This window comes from Roseimarinus sediminis, assembly GCF_050433125.1.
In the GTDB taxonomy this organism is placed as follows: domain Bacteria; phylum Bacteroidota; class Bacteroidia; order Bacteroidales; family Prolixibacteraceae; genus Roseimarinus; species Roseimarinus sediminis.
Map to the genome: position 1 here is coordinate 178,006 of NZ_JBNPXV010000002.1, position 21,278 is coordinate 199,283.

General features: G+C 44.3%; 16 protein-coding genes. 7 read left to right on the forward strand and 9 right to left on the reverse strand.

Features of this window, described 5'->3' with window-relative positions; all coding sequences use genetic code 11:
* Window positions 1-12: 12 nt before the first annotated feature.
* From FHS86_RS03730 to FHS86_RS03740, 3 genes are all read right to left on the reverse strand, one after another.
* Window positions 13-2,166: a beta-glucosidase gene (locus FHS86_RS03730; RefSeq protein WP_429411283.1), complete on the reverse strand. Its 2,154-nt coding sequence runs from the start codon at window positions 2,164-2,166 to the stop codon at window positions 13-15.
* A 132-nt stretch (window positions 2,167-2,298) separates the two neighbouring features.
* Complete coding sequence (ccsB, locus tag FHS86_RS03735; RefSeq protein ID WP_429411285.1) at window positions 2,299-5,412, reverse strand: c-type cytochrome biogenesis protein CcsB; 3,114 nt, start codon at window positions 5,410-5,412, stop codon at window positions 2,299-2,301.
* A 213-nt stretch (window positions 5,413-5,625) separates the two neighbouring features.
* Complete coding sequence (locus tag FHS86_RS03740; RefSeq protein WP_429411287.1) at window positions 5,626-6,318, reverse strand: Crp/Fnr family transcriptional regulator; 693 nt, start codon at window positions 6,316-6,318, stop codon at window positions 5,626-5,628.
* Window positions 6,319-6,546: 228 nt separating this feature from the next.
* Between FHS86_RS03740 and FHS86_RS03745 the strand changes: the two genes are divergently transcribed.
* The 6 genes from FHS86_RS03745 (at window position 6,547) to FHS86_RS03770 (ending at window position 10,964) form a co-directional block, all read left to right on the forward strand.
* Entirely contained in the window at window positions 6,547-7,521 is a 975-nt protein-coding gene (locus FHS86_RS03745; protein WP_429411289.1) for a hypothetical protein, read from the forward strand.
* Window positions 7,522-7,646: 125 nt separating this feature from the next.
* Window positions 7,647-8,021 carry a hypothetical protein gene (locus FHS86_RS03750; protein ID WP_429411290.1) on the forward strand — a complete coding sequence of 125 codons (375 nt, stop codon included), beginning with the start codon at window positions 7,647-7,649 and terminating at the stop codon, window positions 8,019-8,021.
* Between the two features lie 13 nt (window positions 8,022-8,034).
* Window positions 8,035-8,904 carry a DUF5777 family beta-barrel protein gene (locus tag FHS86_RS03755; protein WP_429411292.1) on the forward strand — a complete coding sequence of 290 codons (870 nt, stop codon included), beginning with the start codon at window positions 8,035-8,037 and terminating at the stop codon, window positions 8,902-8,904.
* Window positions 8,905-8,929: 25 nt separating this feature from the next.
* On the forward strand, window positions 8,930-9,355 hold the full coding sequence (locus FHS86_RS03760; protein WP_429411294.1) for a c-type cytochrome: 426 nt from the start codon (window positions 8,930-8,932) through the stop codon (window positions 9,353-9,355).
* Window positions 9,356-9,390: 35 nt separating this feature from the next.
* Window positions 9,391-10,344, forward strand: a complete 954-nt coding sequence (locus FHS86_RS03765) for a hypothetical protein (RefSeq protein WP_429411296.1) — start codon at window positions 9,391-9,393, stop codon at window positions 10,342-10,344.
* A 2-nt stretch (window positions 10,345-10,346) separates the two neighbouring features.
* Complete coding sequence (locus tag FHS86_RS03770; RefSeq protein ID WP_429411298.1) at window positions 10,347-10,964, forward strand: cytochrome b/b6 domain-containing protein; 618 nt, start codon at window positions 10,347-10,349, stop codon at window positions 10,962-10,964.
* A gap of 141 nt (window positions 10,965-11,105) precedes the next feature.
* Here the strand turns inward: FHS86_RS03770 and asnB are convergent, their stop codons facing one another.
* From asnB to FHS86_RS03800, 6 genes are all read right to left on the reverse strand, one after another.
* Entirely contained in the window at window positions 11,106-12,785 is a 1,680-nt protein-coding gene (gene asnB, locus FHS86_RS03775; protein WP_429411300.1) for an asparagine synthase B, read from the reverse strand.
* A 285-nt stretch (window positions 12,786-13,070) separates the two neighbouring features.
* Entirely contained in the window at window positions 13,071-13,364 is a 294-nt protein-coding gene (locus FHS86_RS03780) for a PG0541 family transporter-associated protein (RefSeq protein WP_429411303.1), read from the reverse strand.
* A gap of 29 nt (window positions 13,365-13,393) precedes the next feature.
* On the reverse strand, window positions 13,394-16,516 hold the full coding sequence (locus FHS86_RS03785) for an efflux RND transporter permease subunit (RefSeq protein ID WP_429411305.1): 3,123 nt from the start codon (window positions 16,514-16,516) through the stop codon (window positions 13,394-13,396).
* Between the two features lie 18 nt (window positions 16,517-16,534).
* Window positions 16,535-17,584, reverse strand: a complete 1,050-nt coding sequence (locus FHS86_RS03790; protein WP_429411308.1) for an efflux RND transporter periplasmic adaptor subunit — start codon at window positions 17,582-17,584, stop codon at window positions 16,535-16,537.
* A 21-nt stretch (window positions 17,585-17,605) separates the two neighbouring features.
* On the reverse strand, window positions 17,606-19,051 hold the full coding sequence (locus FHS86_RS03795; RefSeq protein ID WP_429411310.1) for a TolC family protein: 1,446 nt from the start codon (window positions 19,049-19,051) through the stop codon (window positions 17,606-17,608).
* Between the two features lie 21 nt (window positions 19,052-19,072).
* The gene (locus tag FHS86_RS03800; protein ID WP_429411314.1) at window positions 19,073-19,690 is read right to left on the reverse strand and encodes a TetR/AcrR family transcriptional regulator; all 618 of its coding nucleotides are present in this window, start codon (window positions 19,688-19,690) and stop codon (window positions 19,073-19,075) included.
* 205 nt (window positions 19,691-19,895) lie between these two features.
* Between FHS86_RS03800 and hisS the strand changes: the two genes are divergently transcribed.
* Window positions 19,896-21,260: a histidine--tRNA ligase gene (gene hisS / locus FHS86_RS03805; RefSeq protein WP_429411316.1), complete on the forward strand. Its 1,365-nt coding sequence runs from the start codon at window positions 19,896-19,898 to the stop codon at window positions 21,258-21,260.
* Window positions 21,261-21,278 lie beyond the last annotated feature (18 nt).

Genomic DNA, 21,278 nt, shown 5'->3' on the forward strand with positions numbered 1-21,278 from the left:
TTTTGTTCCTTCTTATTTCAAGGTAAAGGTTTTTTCAAGCAGAATATTATTTGAAGCCGATCCGATCAGCACATCAAATTTACCGGCTTCTGCCTTCCATTGGTGTTCGTCTTCATCGTAAAACGAAAGTTGGCTTTCGTCAATTTCCAATTCAACCAGTCTTTTTTCACCGGGCTTCAGATGCACCTTAATGAAGTTTTTCAATTCTTTTTCAGGACGTTCAACACTTGCCTTGTGATCGTGGATGTATAGCTGCACAATTTCGGCACCTTCGGTTTCACCGGTATTTTCAAGGGTGAAATGAATTTTCAGTTTTTCTCCCTTTTTCAGCTCGGGGGTCGAAAGTTTGAGCTGGTCGTATTCAAAGCTGGTGTATGATAAACCATGCCCGAAATGATAGTGTGGTTCGATGTCACGGGCTTCGTACCAGCGATAACCGGTAAATACTCCTTCGTTATAATGAATGTCGTATACAGGTAACGACATGTCGGAGTCGATGTCCCAGCCGGTGTAGAGTATTTCATCTTCGGGGATATAAGGATGTCCGGGTGAATCTTTGAAATCCTTCTCAATGGTGATGGGGAGCTTTCCCGAAGGACTAAAATCGCCTGCAATGATTTCGGCCAGTGCCTGGTTGCCGTTTTGTCCGGGATACCAGCTGTAGATAATGGCCGCTGCCTGATCGTTCCATGGGCTCATGTTGATTCCGCTTCCCGAATTAACGAGCATGACCACTTTGTTGTTCGATAACAGGATATTCTGTATCCGGTCGTTCTCTTCTTCCGGGAGGTCGAATGGTTTGTCCCAGCCTTCGCTGTCGAAGGTTCCGGTAGCACAAAGTACCACATCGGCTGCTTCAATTTGTTCTTCGGTGGGGGCTTCAACGTAGCTAAGCTGTTCGCCAAAGCGTGCTTTCAGCGCGTCGAGCATGGTCACCCAGTTGTAGCCTTCAACATCGGCCGAACCGCCACCACTCATGCGCAGTGTCATGATGCGGCCGGTGGCCAGTATTTTCAATTCAGGGTTGTTAAGTGGAAGCAGCTTGTTTTCGTTTTTCAGCAGAACAATGCCTTCGCGTGCAGTTTGCAGCGCGATCTGTTCGTGTTGTTCAAATTTAGCCAGAAAGCTTTCATCTTTTACCGGCCTTTGGTCGAGTTCCATGGCCAGCTCGGTGGCAATGATGTTGCGTACCATGCGGTCGATATCGCTTTCGGCTACCTTGCCTTCATCGAGTAAGCGCTTTGCATTCGAGCGAAGGAACGAATCTCCAAACTGATCAAACATGGGCCATCCTTCAACGCCTTCGCCGGGCATGTCGAGATCGAGTCCCGACTTGATTGCCTTCTCAGGATCCCATACCGACCACCAGTCGGACATCACCAGCCACTTAAAGCCCAGCTCCTTGCGGAGCAAGTCGGTAATTGCGTATTTGCTCTGGCCACACCATTCGCCGTTGAGCTGGTTGTAAGCGGTCATTACGGCCATGGCTCCTGCATCAACTCCGGCTTTAAAGGCCGGAAGATACAGCTCGTGCAGTGCCCTTTCCGACACAATGGAGTTGGATGTACGTCGTCGGTAATCGGTGTTGTTGGCAATAAAGTGCTTTAATGTTGCAATGGTTCCGGTGCTTTGTACACCCCTTATGTAATTTTCGATCAGGCGTGCTGCCAGATAGGGATCCTCGCCAAAGTATTCAAAATTACGACCGTTTTGAGCCAGGCGATAGTGGTTCATTCCGGGCCCAAGCAGAACAGCAATTTCGCCGGCGCGACATTCTTCGCCAATGCTGCGGGCAAAATCGTGCGCCAGTTGGCGGTTCCAGGTCGAAGTGAGCATAATGGGGCAGGGCATGGCCACCGATCGCTCGAGCTGATCGTCAAGGTCTTTTCTGAGGTGCACCCCCTGGGTGGCATCCGAAAGGTACAGCCTTGGCAGACCTGCACTTTCAACTTCATGAACAAAGAAAAAATTGTGACCGCCGATCATGTCGATTTTTTCATCGATGGTCATTTTGGCTACGATAGCATCCCCTCTTTCTATTGCTGTATCGTAGGCAACTGGTGGAGTGTAAGGTACAAAGGCTTCATTTTTCGAAACCTGTAGTTCTTCTTTCATCGTACAGGAAATAATGGTGATGAATAAAACATAAAGAATTGCTTTTTTCATTGTTAACCGGTTTAGTTAGTTAGACGATGACACGGGCGTCACCGCATAATACAATGTTAAGCAATTCTTCCGAATTAAAAAGAATATACCTGCGAACACTTTGTATCACAGGTATATTCTTGGTGAAGTAGCTTATTTTGCCTTCGTTTTTTCAATAAATTTCTGATGTCGCCACGCAGCTGCCAGGGTGAGTAATAAAACTGTCGATATGGTGTAATAAACAAAAACAGGAACTGGTACCGGATCGCCACCTGCATAGGAGTGCAATCCTGAGAGGTAGTAATTTACTCCGAAATAGGTCATCAATATCGAAGCAAAACCATAAAGCGCCAGTACATTGAATACAAAAATTCCTTTAAGGCCGGGGATTAAGCGGGCGTGTGTCACAATGGTGTAAACGAGGACTGAAATCAGCGCCCAGGTTTCTTTGGGATCCCAGCCCCAGTAGCGTCCCCATGATTCGTTGGCCCAAACAGCGCCCAGAAAAGTACCGATGGTTAACAGATAAAGTCCTGCAATGAGACTTTTGTGGTTAATGATGGTCAGGTTTTCGATGGTTGAGCTAATTCGCTGCTGGTTTTCCTTGTTTTTGAAAATAAACAATATCAGGTTGATAATCCCCAGAAGAGCGCCAAGTCCCAGAAAGCCATAGCTGGCCGTGATTACCGAAACGTGAATGGTGAGCCAGTACGACTGAAGTACGGGTACCAGATTGGTAATTTGAGGATCCATAAAACTCAGGTTGGCCACCATCAGGGTTAAGCCGGCAAGAACAGCCGTAGCAGTGAGAACAAATGGCGAGCGGCTGTTAAACAGAAAACCTGCCAGAATAGTCACCCACGAGATGAAAATCATCGATTCGTAACCGTTGCTCATGGGCGCATGCCCCGAAACGTACCATCGGGCAATGATTCCAAAGGTATGGAAGGCAAAAGCCAGCAGCATGATCCAATAAAATGAACGGCTGACCAACTTGGGAAGCTCCTTCCCAATGATGATAAATACGAGCAGAAGAATAAGAAAAATCAGACCTGCTGTTGCATAAAAGGGAAAGAGCTTCTGAAAAGGATTGTATTTGTAATACATGATTTCAACCTCTGTTTTGAAATCAGATGGCAGCTCATAACCTGCATTGGCTTCCTGGAAGCGAATCAGTCCGTCGAGGTATTCATTGGCAACAGTATAATCGCCGGTGGTCTTTGCCTTTTGAACTTCGTCGAAATACACCGAAACAATGTTGCTCAGAAACAGTGAATCTTCCGCGTTTACAGCCAGTAAACGTGCTTCGGATGGCGGATACCAGCGGGTGCTGTCGGCTGCCCCGGGAACCGGCAGTATGCGAAGGTAATTCCCTGCAAAAATTCCAAAGCAGATATTCACCTTCTCATCGGTTTTGATCACTGCCTTGTCGAATTTATCACGTTCAACCGGAGGTTTGGCAAATACCGTTTGGGTAAGCTGTTGTAGTTTATATCCACCCTGAGGAGTAACCAGGTCGCTGTAGGCAACATAGTCGCTGTGAATGCTTAAGAAATGCTCCAGTTCGTCGTTCTTAACCCTTATGATGGGTTGACTCAGCCAGTATTCAGGATTCATGTTCATTTCCATGAATAATTGAACTGGGGTAAGTCCCATCATTTTTTCCTTTCGTGCTATTTTCCGCAGTAATTCAGAGGAATAAGTGAAAATGGGTTCGGTACGCCCGCTATTATTTTGAATCAACAATGTTCCAAATTTTTCGGCATGCTGCTTGTCAACAGGAACAAAGTCCGAAGCGCGCTCGTTTTGCTGACTTTCGACCATGCTTTGTGCCGGAGTGGTTTCGGCAGCACCTGCCTGTGTAAATGAAAATACTGATAAAAGCAGGATCAGCGCAAGGCTTTTGTCGCGAAGTTTGGTATTTCGGAAGAAACTGGCACTGTTCACCATCGACCACAGGATACCCACTATCAGTAAGAAGTAGCTCAGATAAGTAATACCGGTACCCCACTGATCGTGATTGACTGACAGTATCGTTCCTTTTTCGTCCTGATCGTACGACGACTGGAAAAAGCGGTAGCCTCCGTACTTAAGTATGTTATTCATGTAGATATGGTAAGGTTGAGCTTGCCCGTCGGCTTCAATAAGTTGAACGTAACTTGAGAACGATGAGGGACTCATCGATCCGGGATAACGGTCAATTACAAAATCGTCGAGGTGGAGTTCAAACGGAAGCTGCATGGTTTTATATCCATAGCTCAGTTCCAGGGTCGCACCATCGAGTTCCAGTCTTGCCTGTTGTGGCCGGTTCCATTGATTTTCCCATAAAATAAGCTGTTCGCTGGCTCCCTTATAATTCACATCGAAAACAAGTGCCTGCATTCCTCTGCGGTGACCCTGCATGGCAGTGGGTGCTGCAACCAGCTGGCCCTTGGGCAGGTATTCCTGTAACACAAAATTATATCCGTTTATTTTGTATAGTTTTCCGGTTTGAAAGGAAATGGTTCCGGTGGCAATCTCACTTTGCGAAGCCCCACCCATGGCACTTACAAATACGGTATGTTCGGAGTGGAAAACAAGCGAGTCGCCTACTGTTTCGATGGTGATATCGGCCTTACTGTCGGTATTGAAAGCAATGCTTAAACGACCCATTTGTTTGGAAGTTCCCGAAGCCATATAGTCAAGTCCGCGGTAGCCTTCACCTGCCAGTACAAAGCCAACCAGCGGACTACCCTTTTCTGACGGAATGGCTTTTTGAACAGCTTGTGGATAATACTCACTTAGATTGACCGTTAGCTGCTGATCTCCAATGGCAAGGTTTTCAGAAAAATGTTGGTCCTTTCCGGCTGCAAAATCAGCCTTTTGGGTAGTTCTGGTTCCGTCAACGATGATCGAAGCACTTAATTCATTCCCTTGCAAAATAAGGGTCGATGAACTTTCACCTTCACGAATGTGCATGCTGCCTTCATAACCAATGTAGCGGGTAACACCGGCCCCAATAATCATAATAACAAAGGCAATGTGAAAAAGAAACATCGAGAATTTTCTTGCTTTGTATAGTTTAAGACTGAATGAACGGGCAGTAAGGTTGATTCCCAACAGTGCCAGAATGATTTCAAACCATAAAGTATTGTAAACCCTCATTCGGGCTACCTCTGTTCCAAAATCATTTTCAATAAAAGTGGCCATGGCCAGAACAACAATCAGTAATACCAGAAGAAAAGTCATTAGAATAGGAGAGGACAGTGCTTTTAGCAGTTGCTTCATCGGTAATTGGTTTTAAAAGTAAGACAATGTGCTTGCATAATGCAATAAAAGCAGCATATTAATATATGTTGCTTAATGCATGAAACAAGAGCTGTCATACTGCCTGGCTGTCAAGTAATGAACACATCTGATTTCCGACAGCTCGTGATTTCGCACCAAAGGTATAAGAAAAATTGAATTGAAAAATTGACGAAGCAACAGGCCTTGTAATTTTTAACCCGAGTAGGAAATTTGTTCCAGTCGCTTTTTATCGAGAATCTCAATCATGGTATGATTTACTTTTAAAATCTTCTCACTGTCGAATTTATTCAATATTCTTACGACGCTTTCCTTGCTCATGTTGGTAAATTCTCCCAATTCCTGTCGCGTCATAATGCAATCGAAGTTATCGGAATGAAACAGCTCATCGGCCAGGAATAACAAGCCATCAGCCAGTCGGCCGTGCATCTTTTTTTGGGTAAGGTTGAATAAGCGTTCATGGGCCTTACGTGCCTTTTTTGAGACTTCAAGGAGATACCCCTCGGCAAATTTAGGATTAGTGACCACCAGCTCCTTGACAATGTTGGCATCGACAAAGCAAACCCGAAGGTCGGTAAGTGCCGAAAGCGAATAATTGTGGCGGTTATCGATGTAAAGCCCGGGGCCAACAATCATTCTGCCAGCCTGTACAAAATTCAATATTACTCTCTTGCCGTCAAAGCCTTCGAGAAATATTTTGCCGGTACCTGATACTATAAATATAATATTGGAACATGGTGAACCTTGTTTGAAAACAATCTCCCCTGCTTTAAAATGTGCTTCAAAACGTTGACTATTGACTTTCTCCAGTTCTTCGGTGCTAAGGTTTTTAAAGTTCTTCCAACCCCTTGTGCACAGCTGGCAAGTATTAGTGTTCTCGTTTAACATACTATGTATTTCCCCTTTTTTAAAGTGTGCCAAATAAATAAATTAAAAGCGACAAATAAAAGTAAAATTATTATTGATATATATCAATAGCGAGATTGATAAATATGTTTCAAAAGTCGAAAAACAATCAATCGGATGACTGTCATACATTTATGCTGTTTTCGATTGCACCTGTGCATTTTGAAATATCTTTAAGCCCATAAGAAACATGTAAAACTGTATCAGAATATGAAAAGATCTATTGTAACGTTATCAAGCTTCTTAGCGATTTTTGCATTGGTATTATTTACCGGATGTGAAGGACCTGCAGGTGAAAATGGAAATGACACTTGTGAAGAATGTCACAACATTGCCAATGAAAACCTAAAGACAGCAGAGTACGATTTGTCGGGCCATGCTGCCGGTGCGAATGTAGGATATGCCGGTGGGCGTAATGGCTGTGCTGCATGCCATTCACACGAAGGTTATGTTGAAACCCAGCATACCGGACGTGATACCACAGCAGCCAACATTCCAATTCCAACACGTATCGATTGTGAAACCTGTCATGACACTCACAGTACCTTCAGCGATGAAGATGAAGTGGATTATGCAATCAGAGGTGGAGAACCGGTAAAATTAGCCATGTTTGCTGATAAAACCGTTGATTTTGGCAAATCGAGCAACCTTTGCGCTTCTTGCCACCAGCCACGACGTGAAGGCCCAACAGGAGATGAAAATGGTGAATTCCGTATTACCAGTACACACTGGGGACCACACCACGGACCACAGGCAACTTATCTTCAGGGTATTGGTGCCTATGAAGTAAATGGTTCGGCCAGCTATCCTGCTGAAGGATCGTCGGCTCACGCCGGAAGCGGTGCCTGTGTTTCATGTCACATGGGCGAATCGACCAACGATGGTGGAGGACATACTTTTGCAGCCACTGTTGCTTCGTGTACTGCCTGTCACAGCGATGCTACCACGATGGACATCAATGGTGTTCAAACTGAAGTGGCCGGTTTGCTCGAAGACCTGGCCGACATTCTTAAAGCAAAAGGCGTTCTTGACAATGAAGGACACGTTGTTCCCGGAAAATATGATGTTGATCTCGCAGGTGCCTATTATAATTATATAGGTATTGAAGAAGATCGCAGTTTGGGTGTTCACAATCCGGCCTACATTAAAGCCGTATTGAAAAATACCATAGCAGCTATTGATTAAATTAAAAGAAGGGCTATCTCCTGATGGTCCTTCTTTTACCTGTTTTGTTTAGGGAAGTGCGCTAATAAAGAACAATGACGGAAGTTTGAATGCTATCCGTCAATTGTTTTAAAAACAATACACACATGAGACGAAGCTTATATTTGATTTTTGCTATCCTGTTGATGGTGGCAATGAATGCCTGCCATTATACCGACATTGTACCTGATGACGGATCGGGTACGGAGGTTCCCGAAGTGGTTAGTTTCTCGGGCGACATCGAACCAATTTTTAAGTCACAAAGCTGTACCAACTGTCACCCGGCCATGAGTCAGCCCGATTTGAGTGCCGGGAATGCTTATGAAAGTTTGAGCAATGGTGGCTATTTTGACACCAAGAATCCGGATGATAGTGAAATTTACACCGAACCGTCACCCGACGGTAGCCATGCTGCCAAATATACAGCAGCACAGGCTCAACTGATACTGGCATGGATTGAACAAGGTGCCGAAAACAACTAAAACAGAAGGAAATATGAAACGATTATATACAACCCTTTTACTCAGTTTGTTCCTGTTTGCAGGTTTTGCCCAGGAAGAGGCAGTGGAAAAACCAGTCGATAAGCCGGTTCGTCAACCATTCGAAAGTGCTTATCTGCTCGATAATCAAACCACCTACATTCCTTATGTGAAAACACTGGAATACGTTATTCAACATAAATTCGGCAGCTTCGAAAATGGGGTTAAAGACCTTTTCGGTATTTATGCTCCCGGAGCCAATGTTCGAATTGGATTCAATTATGTTGTGTACAATAACGTACAATTAGGCTGGGGATTGACCAAAACCAACATGACCAACGATTTCAATGTGAAGTGGACCGCTTTCGAGCAAACCCGTGAAAATACCTTTCCGGTTGCACTTACCTTTTATGGCGTGGCTGCTGTAAACGGGCAGCCCGAAAGCTATTTCGGCAAAGACTATTCATTTAGCGGTCGCTTTTCTTATTTTGCCCAGGCCATTGCCAGCCGTAAATTTAATAATTGGCTTTCATTACAACTTGGCGCGAGTTTTGCTCACTACAACATGGTCGATCGCACCAAGTCAGACTTTGATAAAGTGGGAGTACACCTGAACGGACGTATGAAATTCTCGCCTCAAATGGCCTTTATTTTCAATTACGACCAGCCCCTTCCACTTTTAATTTTACGCAACAAGGATGGGGAAAATACCTCACCCAACATTGCTGCCGGACTTGAGATTTCAACCAGTACGCATGCGTTCCAGATTTTTGCCGGACCTTACAGTGGAGCGCTGATGCAGGACATCATGGTGAATAATTACAATGATCTGGCGCTGAGTAATTTTGCAATTGGATTTACCATCACACGCTTATGGAGTTTTTAAATAGTAACCTTTAAATTCATATATTATGAAACGATTATCAGCAATCATGTTAAGTTTAGTAGGTGTAATGTTCATCATTTCGATGTCGTCATTTACACCTCAGGTAGAAGGACAAAAGAAGGGGGCAGCATGGGATATTCCTGAAAAATATCAGAAAATGGAAAACCCTTATGCCGATGACAAATCACTGGTAAATATTGGTAAAGGTTTATACATGAAGCATTGCCGTTCATGCCACGGAAATGCAGGTCTTGGCGATGGTCCAAAAGCCCGTAACCTTGATGTATTCCCTGGTGACTTCAGCTCTGCCGAGTTTCAGAAGCAGAATGACGGAACGCTTTATTATCAGACCATCATCGGTCGTGACCAGATGCCTAATTACGAGTCGAAAATTCCTGATGAGGAAGATCGTTGGGCAGTAATTATGTATTTGCGTTCGTTGAAGAAGTAAATAATTTCTAACTCAGGAATCCAAAACCATACATAATGAAACAAACCTTTTGGGGCTGCATGCTTTTAATGATTGGATTTGGATTTCCTGCTTTGAGTTTGCATGCGCAAAATGAAGAAGTAGTGCTCACTGAGGCAACTCAGCATTGTTTGAGTTGTCACGGTGAGCAGTATTATAGTTTTGAGAACTATTTTACTGATGCCAGTGAAACAAAGCGGATGAATCCGTTTTTGCGAATCGACTCGACGGCCTACCGTACCGGGGTGCATGGCGTATTCTCGTGCGACGATTGTCATTCGCCCGATTATGCTACTTATCCGCACAATGCAGAATTAAAGCTGGAATTCAAATATACCTGTCAGGATTGTCACGGCGGAGACCCCACTTATGCACATTTGGGTTTTGACGAAATTGAGACGGCTGCCCTGGAAAGTGTCCATGCCGAACGCATGGGTGATGCCTTCAAATGTGAAATGTGTCACGATCCACACACCAACAAACTGGTAGCCACCAGCCAACAATACAACATCGAAGAAATCGTCAGCTTTGGAAACAACATGTGTTTAAGCTGTCATGGTGATCAGGAAAGATATCATGTTTACACCAGTAATGAACAGCCCGAAATTATCGAAACACATAGTTGGTTGCCTAATCAGTCGTTGCACTTTAAAAATGTAAGGTGTATCGAGTGTCATACGGCTACCAACGACACCATGATGGTAGCTCATAAAATACTCTCGAAGGACCTGGCAGTAAAAAACTGTGCCGAGTGTCACTCTCAGGATAATATGCTACAGGCTAAATTGTATAAATACCTGTCGAAGGAATCGAGAGAAGAAGATGGACTTAAAGCTGCGTTTAAAAACGAAGCTTATGTGATTGGAGCACACCGCAGTCGCTTTCTGAATGTTGCCAGTATTGCCATTTTTGGTATCACCTTATTCTTTATTGCAATTCATGTTGTAGTAAGAATAGTAAAACGCAAGTAGTTATGAGTGGAGAAAAATTGTACCTCTATCCGAAGTGGTTGCGTATTTGGCATGGTATCAATGCGCTGTCGATCATTATTCTGATTATATCAGGAATAAGCATGCAATATTCCAGTGTCGAAAATCCGCTGTTGAGTTTTGAACTTGCAGTATACCTTCACAATATTTTCGGTGTGATTACAGCCGTTAACTATTTGTTCTTCTTTATTGCTAACCTGACGACAAGCAATGGCAGGGCCTACCTTTTAAAAATGAAAGGGCTGGTCGAACGGTTGATACTTCAGTCGAAGTATTATCTCTTTGGCTATTTTAAGGGAGAAGCAAAACCATTTCCCATCAGTAGGGATAATAAGTTCAATCCTTTGCAAAGGGTTGCTTATGTATCGGCCATGTATGGCTTTGTACCCCTGGTGATTATTACAGGTCTTGCTTTACTGTATCCCGAAATTATTATTGAAAGGGTGCTGGGATCAAGTGGTATTATGCTAACTGCAATTTTACATGCAACAATGGGATTTATGATTTCACTTTTTCTGATCATTCATCTTTACGTAGCTTCGGTTGGAAAAAATCCGTTTAAGAATTATAAAAGCATAGTGAGTGGATATCACGAAGACTAAGTCATAACCTGACTTTTTGAGTTTTGAAAGGGGGGGCAGTAATGCCCCTTTTTTTGTTTCCAGCATTCACTGATAAAAAAAGAAAGAAGCCACCGTAGTCACTTCCTTCCTTCTTCCTTCTCTTGTATTTAATTTGAATAACTATTTTTTGAATACGGTACCTTTTTCGTGTACATTGGTTACTGCCCGTCCCGAAGGATCGGCATTGTTCATAAACGATGCATCCCAGGCCAGGGCTTCAGCTGTGCTGCACGCAATCGATTTTACCGAGGGAACACAGGCGGCAGCCTGATCGCTCGGGAAATGCTCACTGAAAATGGTTCTGTAATGGTATTCCTCCTTCGATTGGGGGGTATTGATTGGAAAGCGGTATTTTGCATTGAGCATCATTTCGTCGCTTACCTGATCTTCTGCAATTTGTTTCAGTGTATCAATCCAGCCATAGCCAACCCCGTCGGAGAATTGTTCTTTCTGGCGCCATGCAACACTTTCGGGTAGTACATCCTCAAAGGCTTTTCGTACCACCCACTTTTCCATTTTACCATTGCTCCCGGCCATCTTGTCCTTTGGATTAAGGCGCATGGCCACATCCATAAATTCCTTGTCGAGGAAAGGAACCCGTCCTTCAACGCCCCAGGCGGCCAGCGATTTGTTGGCCCGTAGGCAGTCGTAAAGATTCAGTTTATTTAGTTTACGAAGGGTTTCCTTATGAAATTCTTCGGCATTGGGTGCTTTGTGGAAATACAAATAGCCGCCAAAAATTTCATCGGCTCCTTCGCCGGTAAGCACCATTTTAATCCCCATCGATTTAATGACCCTTGCCAGCATGTACATGGGAGTTGATGCCCTGATGGTGGTTACATCGTAGGTTTCGATGTGATAAATTACATCGCGGATGGCATCGAGCCCTTCCTGTATGCTGTAAGTAATTTCGTGATGAATGGTGCCGATGTGATCGGCCACTTTGCGGGCAGCTGCCAGATCGGGAGAGCCTTCGAGACCGATAACAAAGGAGTGAAGCTGAGGCCACCAGGCATCTTTCTGATCGTGTTCCTCGATGCGCCGGGCAGCAAATTTTTTGGCCAGTGCCGAGGTAATCGAAGAGTCGAGACCGCCTGATAGCAATACGCCATAAGGAACGTCCGACATGAGCTGACGGTGAACAGCTTCTTCGAGTGCCTTTCCCAGTTCTTCAATGCTGCTTTCGTTGTCTTTAACCTGCTCATAATCCATCCAGTCGCGTGTCCACCAGCGTTTGATCACTCCGTCCTTGCTGTAGAGGTAACTGGCAGGAGGAAACTCTTCAATCTTGCTGCAATAACCTTCGAGCGCCTTGAGTTCCGAAGCGACATAAAAGTTACCATGTTGATCCCAGCCCATGTACAGGGGAATAATGCCAATGTGATCACGACCGATTAAATAGGCATCTTCTTTTTCGTCGTACAAACAGAAAGCAAAAATGCCGTTTAAATCATCGAGAAAATGTTCTTTCTTTTCCTGGTAAAGGGCAAGGATCACTTCGCAATCGGAACCTGTCTGGTATTCATAGGAGCCGGCGGTGGCCTCCCTTATTTCCCTGTGATTATAAATTTCACCGTTGACTCCCAGAATTAGTGACTTGTCTTTGTTGTAGAGCGGTTGTCCTCCCGATTCGGGATCGACAATCGAAAGCCGCTCATGAGCGATCACTGCTTTTTCGCCGCAATAAATTCCAGACCAGTCGGGGCCACGATGCCTCAATTTTTTCGACTGTTCGAGAACCTGTTGTCGAAGGCCCTGCGGATCAACTTTTAATTCAAATACGCCTACAATTCCACACATTTTATCTTCGTTTATGATTTGACAAGAATTTATTTTTAACACGAACATGCCGCAATAATAGTCAAAAAGATATTAAAAACAAGAAAAAGATTACAAAAATCTATTAAAAACATAAATATATAAACTTATGTGAAAGGTTGTAAAAAGCCTTTATTTTGAAGAATACCCCCAGTTTAAGGTGTAAGTTGAAAAAAAAGAAAGGGGCTCACCGAATGTGGCCCCTTTGCAGAGAGTAAAAATACTTTGAAAAACTACTAAAATTATTTTAAACCCTTTAACAGCCTGCTAAACTGTTTGCTCAATATTCCAAACAAAAGCCCTGATGCCGACTTCTGTATTAACCTGATTCAACTTCTTGATTTTATCGAGCAATACCTCAACCTTTTCCTCTTCGACAATGGCCATGATGGCATTGTTAATTTCGGGCCAGGTGTGGGTTCCCAAATGAGGATCTCCGTCGACTGAGCCACGGCCTTTGACATCAATCCACTGCGTGTAGCCTCTGATCTCGAGCCGGTCGAGCATAAAGTCGACCCTTTCGGTAAAGGCCTGGTTATAGCTTATAAAAACTGATTTCATATCGATATTTTTAATTTTCCTGGTGGTGTTTAATTGTCCATAAAAACAAACTTTTTACGCAGACTTTCCTGTTTATCCCTTTCGCCTTTACGGGCCATCATGGCGTAAACTACCGGGACCAAAATCATGGTAACAACAGTAGAGAAAATCAAGCCGCCAATTACAGCAATTCCCATAGGACTCCATATTTCGGAACCTTCGCCCTGGCTAAGCGCCATCGGCAGCATACCCAGCATGGTGGTCAGCGCGGTCATTAATACCGGGCGCAGACGCGATTTCCCCGATTCGATAATGGCCCTGTTCAATTCAATGCCTCTGTCGCGCATCAGGTTGATGTAGTCAACCAGTACAATTCCGTTTTTAACCACAATACCTACCAGCAGTACGGCCCCGAGTGCAGCAATAATGCTGAGGTTGGTGCCGGTGATAAGCAGGGTAAATATGATACCCGGAATGATGAACAGAATCGATAACATAATAATGAATGGCATTTTGAATGATTCAAACTGACTGGCCATTACTATAAATACAAGTAGTATTGAAAGCAAAGCCAAAAGCCCAAGATCAGCGAACGATTCTGTCATGTCTTCATAGGCACCTCCCACTTCCAGGGTGATTCCTTGGGGCACATCCATCTGGTCGAGTTCTGCCTGTATTTCAATTGCAAGTTGTCCCAGCGATTTTTGATATGGCACGGCAGTAACATTGACCACCCGCTGCTTGCGGTTGCGTTCGATGCTTGGCGGAGTCATGGTTTCGATTACCTGGCCCAGTTCTTTAAGTCGTACACCACTGCCCGCAGGGGTCATAATGAGGAAGTTCTCAAGATCGGTGATCGAACTACGATGTTTTTCATCGAATTTAACCACTACATCGTATTCGTCGCCAAACTGGCGGAAGCGGGTGGCGGTCATCCCTTCAATGCGATTACGCACCATCATCGATACCTGTGCTGTTGAGAGTCCGTGCAGCGCCAGTTTTTCACGGTCGAGTTTTACGGTAAGTTCGGGCTTAAACTTATCGCGGCTAATAGCCACTTCGCGTGCACCATCAATTTTCTCAATTCTTGTTTTGATTTCGTTGGCAAAAGCAGTTGTGCTTTCAAAGTCGTAACCATACAATGAAACCTGTACATTCTGTTCTCCGCCCATTCCGGTATTGGCCTGAGTGGTGACCTTGTAATTGGTGATTTCAGGCAGCTGATCGAGATAACTTCGCATGTTTTCAGCAAGATCCCAAACCGATCGATCGCGTGTCTCCGGTTTGGTCAACGAAATGGTGTAATTAATAATGTGTGAACCTGATGATTGGAACAGCGAATTCACTCCACCACGGTCGTCCGAACCGGTCGATGCTGAATAGAGCCGGGCTTCGGGCATTTCCTTTTTGATGTATTCTTCAATCTGATTGGCAATGACCGATGATTCTTCGAAGCGCGTTCCGGTTTGCAGTTCAATATTGGCCGTAATACTGCTCGAGTCGGTTTCGGGAATGAATTCGGCACCGATACCTCCGGCAAAGAAAAACGAACCAATAAAAAGTACCAGCGAAGCAATCAGAACAAGCGCCTTGCGCCTTAAGGCCCATTTTAACGAACGGCCATAAAAATTATCCAGGCTGTCGAGAACCGGTTTGATGGTTCGGTCGTAGCTTAGTCGGCGGGGAGCTTTATTACGAACGCGCAAACGGAGCATTTTAGAACTCAGCATGGGAGTGAGCGTAATTGCTGCCAGGGTTGATGTTACTACCGTGATGGAAACAATCCAACCCAACTGACGGAACAGTACGCCGGTCATGCCACCAACCAGTGTAAGCGGGAAGAACACGGCCACAACAGTAAGTGTGGTAACTATTACTGCCAGCCATACTTCATTGGTGGCATAAATGGCTGCTTCGCGCGGACTACTGCCCCTTTCAATGTGTTTGGTGATGTTTTCGAGAACCACAATGGCATCGTCTACCACCATTCCGATGGCGATGGCCAGCGAAGAGAGCGAAATGATGTTGATCGAGTTTCCTGTCATGTAAAGGTAGATGAAGGAAACGATCAGCGCAATGGGAATGGTAAGTACAATAATAAAGGTCGCTCTCCAGCGTCCCAGGAACAATAGTACTACCAGGGTTACAAATACCAGTGCATAAAAGAGGGTGGTTGCCAGGTTGCTGATCGATCCGCTGATAAATTCAGAAGAGTCGAAAATGGTTTCGATTTTGATATCATCGGGGAGCGTTTTCTTTATTTTTTCCAGTTCCTTTTTAACATCGCGGGCAATGCGAACGGTGTTTCCTCCCGATTGTTTCATAACAAACATCCGGGCACCGGTAGCGCCATTGATCTTCTCCTCAATGTTCATGTCGCGCATGTCATCAATAACATGGGCAACGTCTTTAAGAAGAATGGTGGTTCCATTGAAGTTGCCTACAGCAAGGTTACCAATTTCATAACTGTCATCGAATTCACCTTTCACACGAACCGGATATTCCATTTTTCCCATTTCGATGCTACCCGAGGGCATGTTCAGGTTTTCGCCGGCCAGTACATTGCCAATTTGCTCAACCGTGAGGTTGTAGGCTTCCATTTTAACGGGATCGATCTCGATGGTGATTTCTCTTTCGGGGGCACCCGATAAGCCAATCGACCCGATGCCGTCGATTTTATTCAACGGTGTTACTACCTTCTCATCGATGATCTCGTCGAGCCCTTCGAGGCTTTCATCGGCAGTAACCGCATAGAAAAGAATGGGCATCATGCTCGAGTTGAACTTGAAGATGGTAGGATCTTCAGCATCTTCAGGCAGGAATCCTTCTATAAACGAAAGTGCATCTCTGATGTCGTTGGCTGCTTCGTCGAGGTTGGTTTCCCACTCAAATTCGACGGTTACCAGTGAAACATTGTCGCGCGAGGTCGACGAAATTTCCTTCATGTCGCTTACCGACGATAGTGCATCTTCGATGGGTTTGGTGATATTGGTTTCAATATCGGAGGCATTGGCACCACTGTAAAGCGTATAAATGGTGATGGCCGGTATCTCCATTTCGGGATAGAGGTCTACGGGGACCTGCCGCAATGAATAGAGTCCGAATATCATCACTCCCACAAAAATGAGTGCGGTGGTTATCGGCTTCTTTACTGCGTCTCTGTATATACTCATTGTTGTATTTCTTTAAAATTAATTTTTGACTTCTACCTTGTCATTGTCCATCAATACTGCCTGACCGGCAACTATAAGCTGGTCGCCGGCTTCGATTTCATCGGAAATGATTTCAAATCGGTCATCGAAACGCCTTCCAATGGTGATATTAATTCGTTTGGCAACGCCGTTTTTATTGATGAAAATGTAACGTTTGTTGGTGCCTTCCTGCTGCATTACCGTAATGGCCGGCACAACAATGGTTTCGGCGCTTTGAGTAATCATGCTCACGCGGGTAAACATTCCGGGGCGCAAACGCTGATCTCTGTTGGGAATCTTCACTTCAATACTGAATGAACGGCTTAGAGGATCGATGGTTGGAAAAATATTCATAATGGTTCCGGGAAATACTTCACCCGGATAAACATTGGTTGTTATACTCACCTCGTCTCCATCATTAAGCAGATTGAAGTATTGTTCGGAAACATTCAGTGTGGCTTTTAAAAACGAAATTTGTTCAAGCGTCACAATGGCGGCTTTGCCTGCTTGTGTGTTGGGTGCTCCACTGTAGATTTCTCCATTCTCGAAATACTTTGCAGTGATAATTCCGTCAAACGGAGCTTCCAGAATTGTATTTTCCTCGAGAAATTCAATGTTCGACTTTGTTACCTCGTATTGAGTTTTAATCTGGTCGAACTGTTGTTGGGCAATGCTGTTGGTTTCAAGCAGTTTCTTCATACGTTCGAAATCGGTCTTCAAACTTTCAAGCTGTATTTTTGCCTGTATCAACTGGGTTTCATCCATTGAGACCAGTAGTTGCCCTTTTTTAACCCGGTCGCCTACTTCTACATGGATTTTTTTGATTTTGCCTGGCGAAGCAGGTGCAAAATACAGTTGTTCGAAAGGTTCCAGATTGGCAGGGTATTCAATTACCTTATCGATTTCGCTTAATTCAAGTGTCTGCACTTTTACCGGATATATTCGTTCAGCAGGGCTTGCCGCTTCGGTGCTGGCTGTTTCTTTTGCTGCTTCCTGTCCGCAGGCCATTAAAAACAATGCGATGGCCGATGTAATGATAATTCGTTTCATTATGATGTTTTTTATTGTTTTTTAAAGTTGATTGTACAATTTGTCGAGGGCTACCTTGGCCTGAATCAGTGACATTACCGATTGAATGTAGTTCGATTCAGCCTGCAGGTAGTCGCTGTTGCTTTGTGTCAGATCGAGGCTTGAGGCCATTCCCTGTTCGTATTTGTTTTGGATGTTCTGATAAACCCGTTTGGCCACTTCAACGTTTTCACCTTGGGCCTGGTAGTTTTCGGCTGCGGTTTTAAGGTCGTACAAGAGTTGTTCTTCCTGTAATTTCAGCTGTTCTTCCACCATGCTTTGCTGGTTGATTGCTTTTTCAAGTTCGATTTTTGCCTGGGCTACCTTGTGTTTTCTGGTTCCTCCTGAAAAAACAGGTAAACTCAGGGTGACTCCGGCCATGTGGTTGGGAGTCATGTCAAATCCGGTGGTCAGCAATTTCTGGTTATAGGTATAGAAGCCGGTGATGGTCGGCGCATAAGCCCATTTTTCCATGTCGAGCATTTCTTCCGACATTTTTGTCTGGCTTTGGGTAAGCTGGTAAGCAAGGCTGTTCTCGAAACTGAAACCTGTGTTAAAGTTTTCGGGGTCGATGAGGGCAAGTACATCTTCAAGCTGGTTGCTCAGAATGATCTCGGTCTGTGTGTCAATTCCCAATTGAAATTTCAACATGTTTTGAGTCATTTTAAGTCCCCGGTTCATGCTGCGCAAATTGTTTTTGAGCATGGTTACCTGCATGCTCAGCTGGTCGACATCGGTTGGTTCGGCCATGCCATTTTCGTACATGGCACGGGTGTGTCCCATTATCTCTTCCAGGTTGGCGATTGATGCCTCGAAGGTTTCAATCGTTTGTCGGGTAACCAATACCATCATGTAGCTGTTGGTGACGGCTTCCCTGATTTCGAGCATGGAATTTTCCAGTCCTTTCTCAGCGATCTCCTTTCCCAGGCGGGCCAGTTTGATGCCTGCCCAGTATTGTCCGCTGAACAACAATTGCCCTATCTGCAGGGTGGCTGTCGAAGCATCGGTCATTTTGATGGTGGTGGGGCCAATCATCGAAGAGAGCATGTTGTTGTAATAACTTCCGGCCTGGTAATTATACAGGTCCTGGTAAGTAACGGCTTCGAGCCCCATGGCCTGATTGCCGCTAAACTGATTCATGGTTTGTGAGGCGGCTTCACTCAACTGCTCTGCAGTAAATGTTGGCGTTTCATCACCTCCAAAACTGAATTCCATTTCGTAACCGAAATACGTCATCCAGTCGAGGTTGGCATCAATTTGCGGCAAGCCTTTCGAAACGGCTTCCTTGTAGCTTTCGTCCGATAGCGTCAGGTCAAGCCGGGCGTTCTTGAGAGTTAGGTTATGCTCAATAGCATATTCCTGTGCTTCGGTAAGCGAAAGCTGAATGCTTTGCTGGCCGAATGACAGGTAAACCGAAAAAATGAAAAATAAAAGAATAATGTGTTTCATGGCATTCATGTTGTTAAAACTTTAATTGTTTTCTAAGTTTTCATGTTTGTTAACAAGCTTATTCACCAGTTCCTGGCCTTTTTCAGTGCAAATACCCCGTAAATAAGGGAGATGTACCGAATGCCAGATTTTGGCATGTGAACATTGCTGTTCCTTTTCTATTTTGTGAAAAAACTCCATGGAGTGATGAATATAAAGATTGGCGATTTCAATATCGATTTCTTTTCTGAAGATTCCTTCATTAATTCCTCGTTTCAATATGGTGTAAGTTATTTCGTGGTTTCTTGTTTGCCCGCTGTTCAGGATGCTGTGAAAAATGTCGGGATGGTATTTTTTTATGTCGTCAAAAAATGCCGGATTGATTTTGTTGAAAACCCGTTGGTTGAAATCTCCAAAAAGAAACAAGGCATCGATCACATTATCAGCATTTTTCATGATCTTTATCGACTTTTTTTTGTGATTCATTATGGCTTCACTCAGAAAATTAAGTAAGAGGTCATTTTTATCCTTAAAGTTTTCGTAAATGGTTCTTTTGGATATACCGAGCGACTGGGCAATGGTATCCATGGTCACCTGTCGGATGCCATTAATTGTAAATAATTCACCAGCTTTTTGTATGATGTTTTCTCTTAAATCCATTGTCGTTTTATTGAGCCTGCAAATATAGAAAACTATTTTTAAGTCTAAAGTTTTCTTGCGGTCTATTCTACGATCGATCAGTTATAGTCGGTGAACAGCCTTTTTGTGTCGATAAAAACCAACAGAATGTTTGATCGGTGTGGAGAAATATTGGCAGCTCGGTTTTGTTTCATTAATTTTGCAGCACTTTAACAAAAATGAAACAATGGCACAGAAACCATCCATTCCAAAAGGAACAAGAGATTTCTTCCCGGCTTTAATGGCCCGTCGTAATTATATTTTCGATACCATCAAAGCGGTATTTCAGCTGTATGGGTTTCAACCCATTGAAACACCGGCCATGGAAAATCTTTCGACTTTAATGGGGAAGTATGGTGACGAAGGGGATAAGCTGTTGTTTAAGGTACTGAATTCGGGTGATTTTGCCGGAAAAGTACCTGATCAGCTACTCCAGTCAAAAAATTCGGTGAAGCTGACCAATGAAATTTCTGAAAAAGGACTTCGCTACGACTTAACTGTTCCCTTTGCACGTTTTGTTGTACAAAACCGCAACGAGCTGGTATTTCCTTTTAAGCGGTATCAGATTCAGCCGGTATGGCGGGCTGACCGTCCACAGAAGGGACGCTACCGTGAATTCTATCAATGCGATGTAGATGTGATTGGAAGCGATTCACTGCTCAACGAAGCCGAGTTGGTGCAGATTGTTGATGAGGTGTTTAAGCGCCTGAATGTTGCGGTGACGCTGAAAATTAATAACAGAAAGATTCTGGCAGGTATTGCTGAAACTATTGGAGCTTCCAACCGCCTGACCGATCTTACGGTGGCCATCGACAAACTCGATAAAATTGGATTGGAAAAAGTAAACCAGGAATTAAAAGAAAAAGGTTTGAGCGATGCTTCTATTGATCTTCTGCAACCTGTATTTGGACTGAAAGGAGACAATCGGCAAAAGTTGGAGCAAATTGCCGGTGTAATTGCTTTATCTGAAACCGGAGCCAGGGGACTTGAAGAAATGAACATCTTGTTTTCATACATCGATAAGTTGCAGCTCAATATGGCAGTTGAACTTGATCTGACACTTGCCCGGGGACTGAATTATTATACCGGAGCAATTTTTGAAGTGAAGGCCAACGATGTTGAAATAGGCAGCATAACGGGTGGTGGTCGTTACGACGACCTGACCGGGATTTTTGGTTTGCCGGGTGTTTCGGGTGTGGGTATTTCGTTTGGTGCCGACCGTATTTTTGATGTCATGGATCAGCTTAAGCTTTTCCCAGAAACGGCTACTGCTTCAGCGAAGGTGTTTTTTGTAAACTTTGGACCTAAGGAAGAAGCATATTTGCTGCCAGTATTACACAGGCTTAGGGCCTCAGGCATTGCCTGTGAAATTTATCCCGAAGCAGCAAAAATGAAAAAGCAGATGAATTATGCCAACCGTCAAAACATTCCTTTTGTAGTGCTGGCGGGTGAATCGGAAATCAGCAGCGGAGAGCTTACCTTGAAAAATATGGCCAGTGGAGAACAGCAGCGCATTGGTACTGACGAATTAATAAGCCTGTTAAAAGCATAAAAAATCCCGCATTAGCGG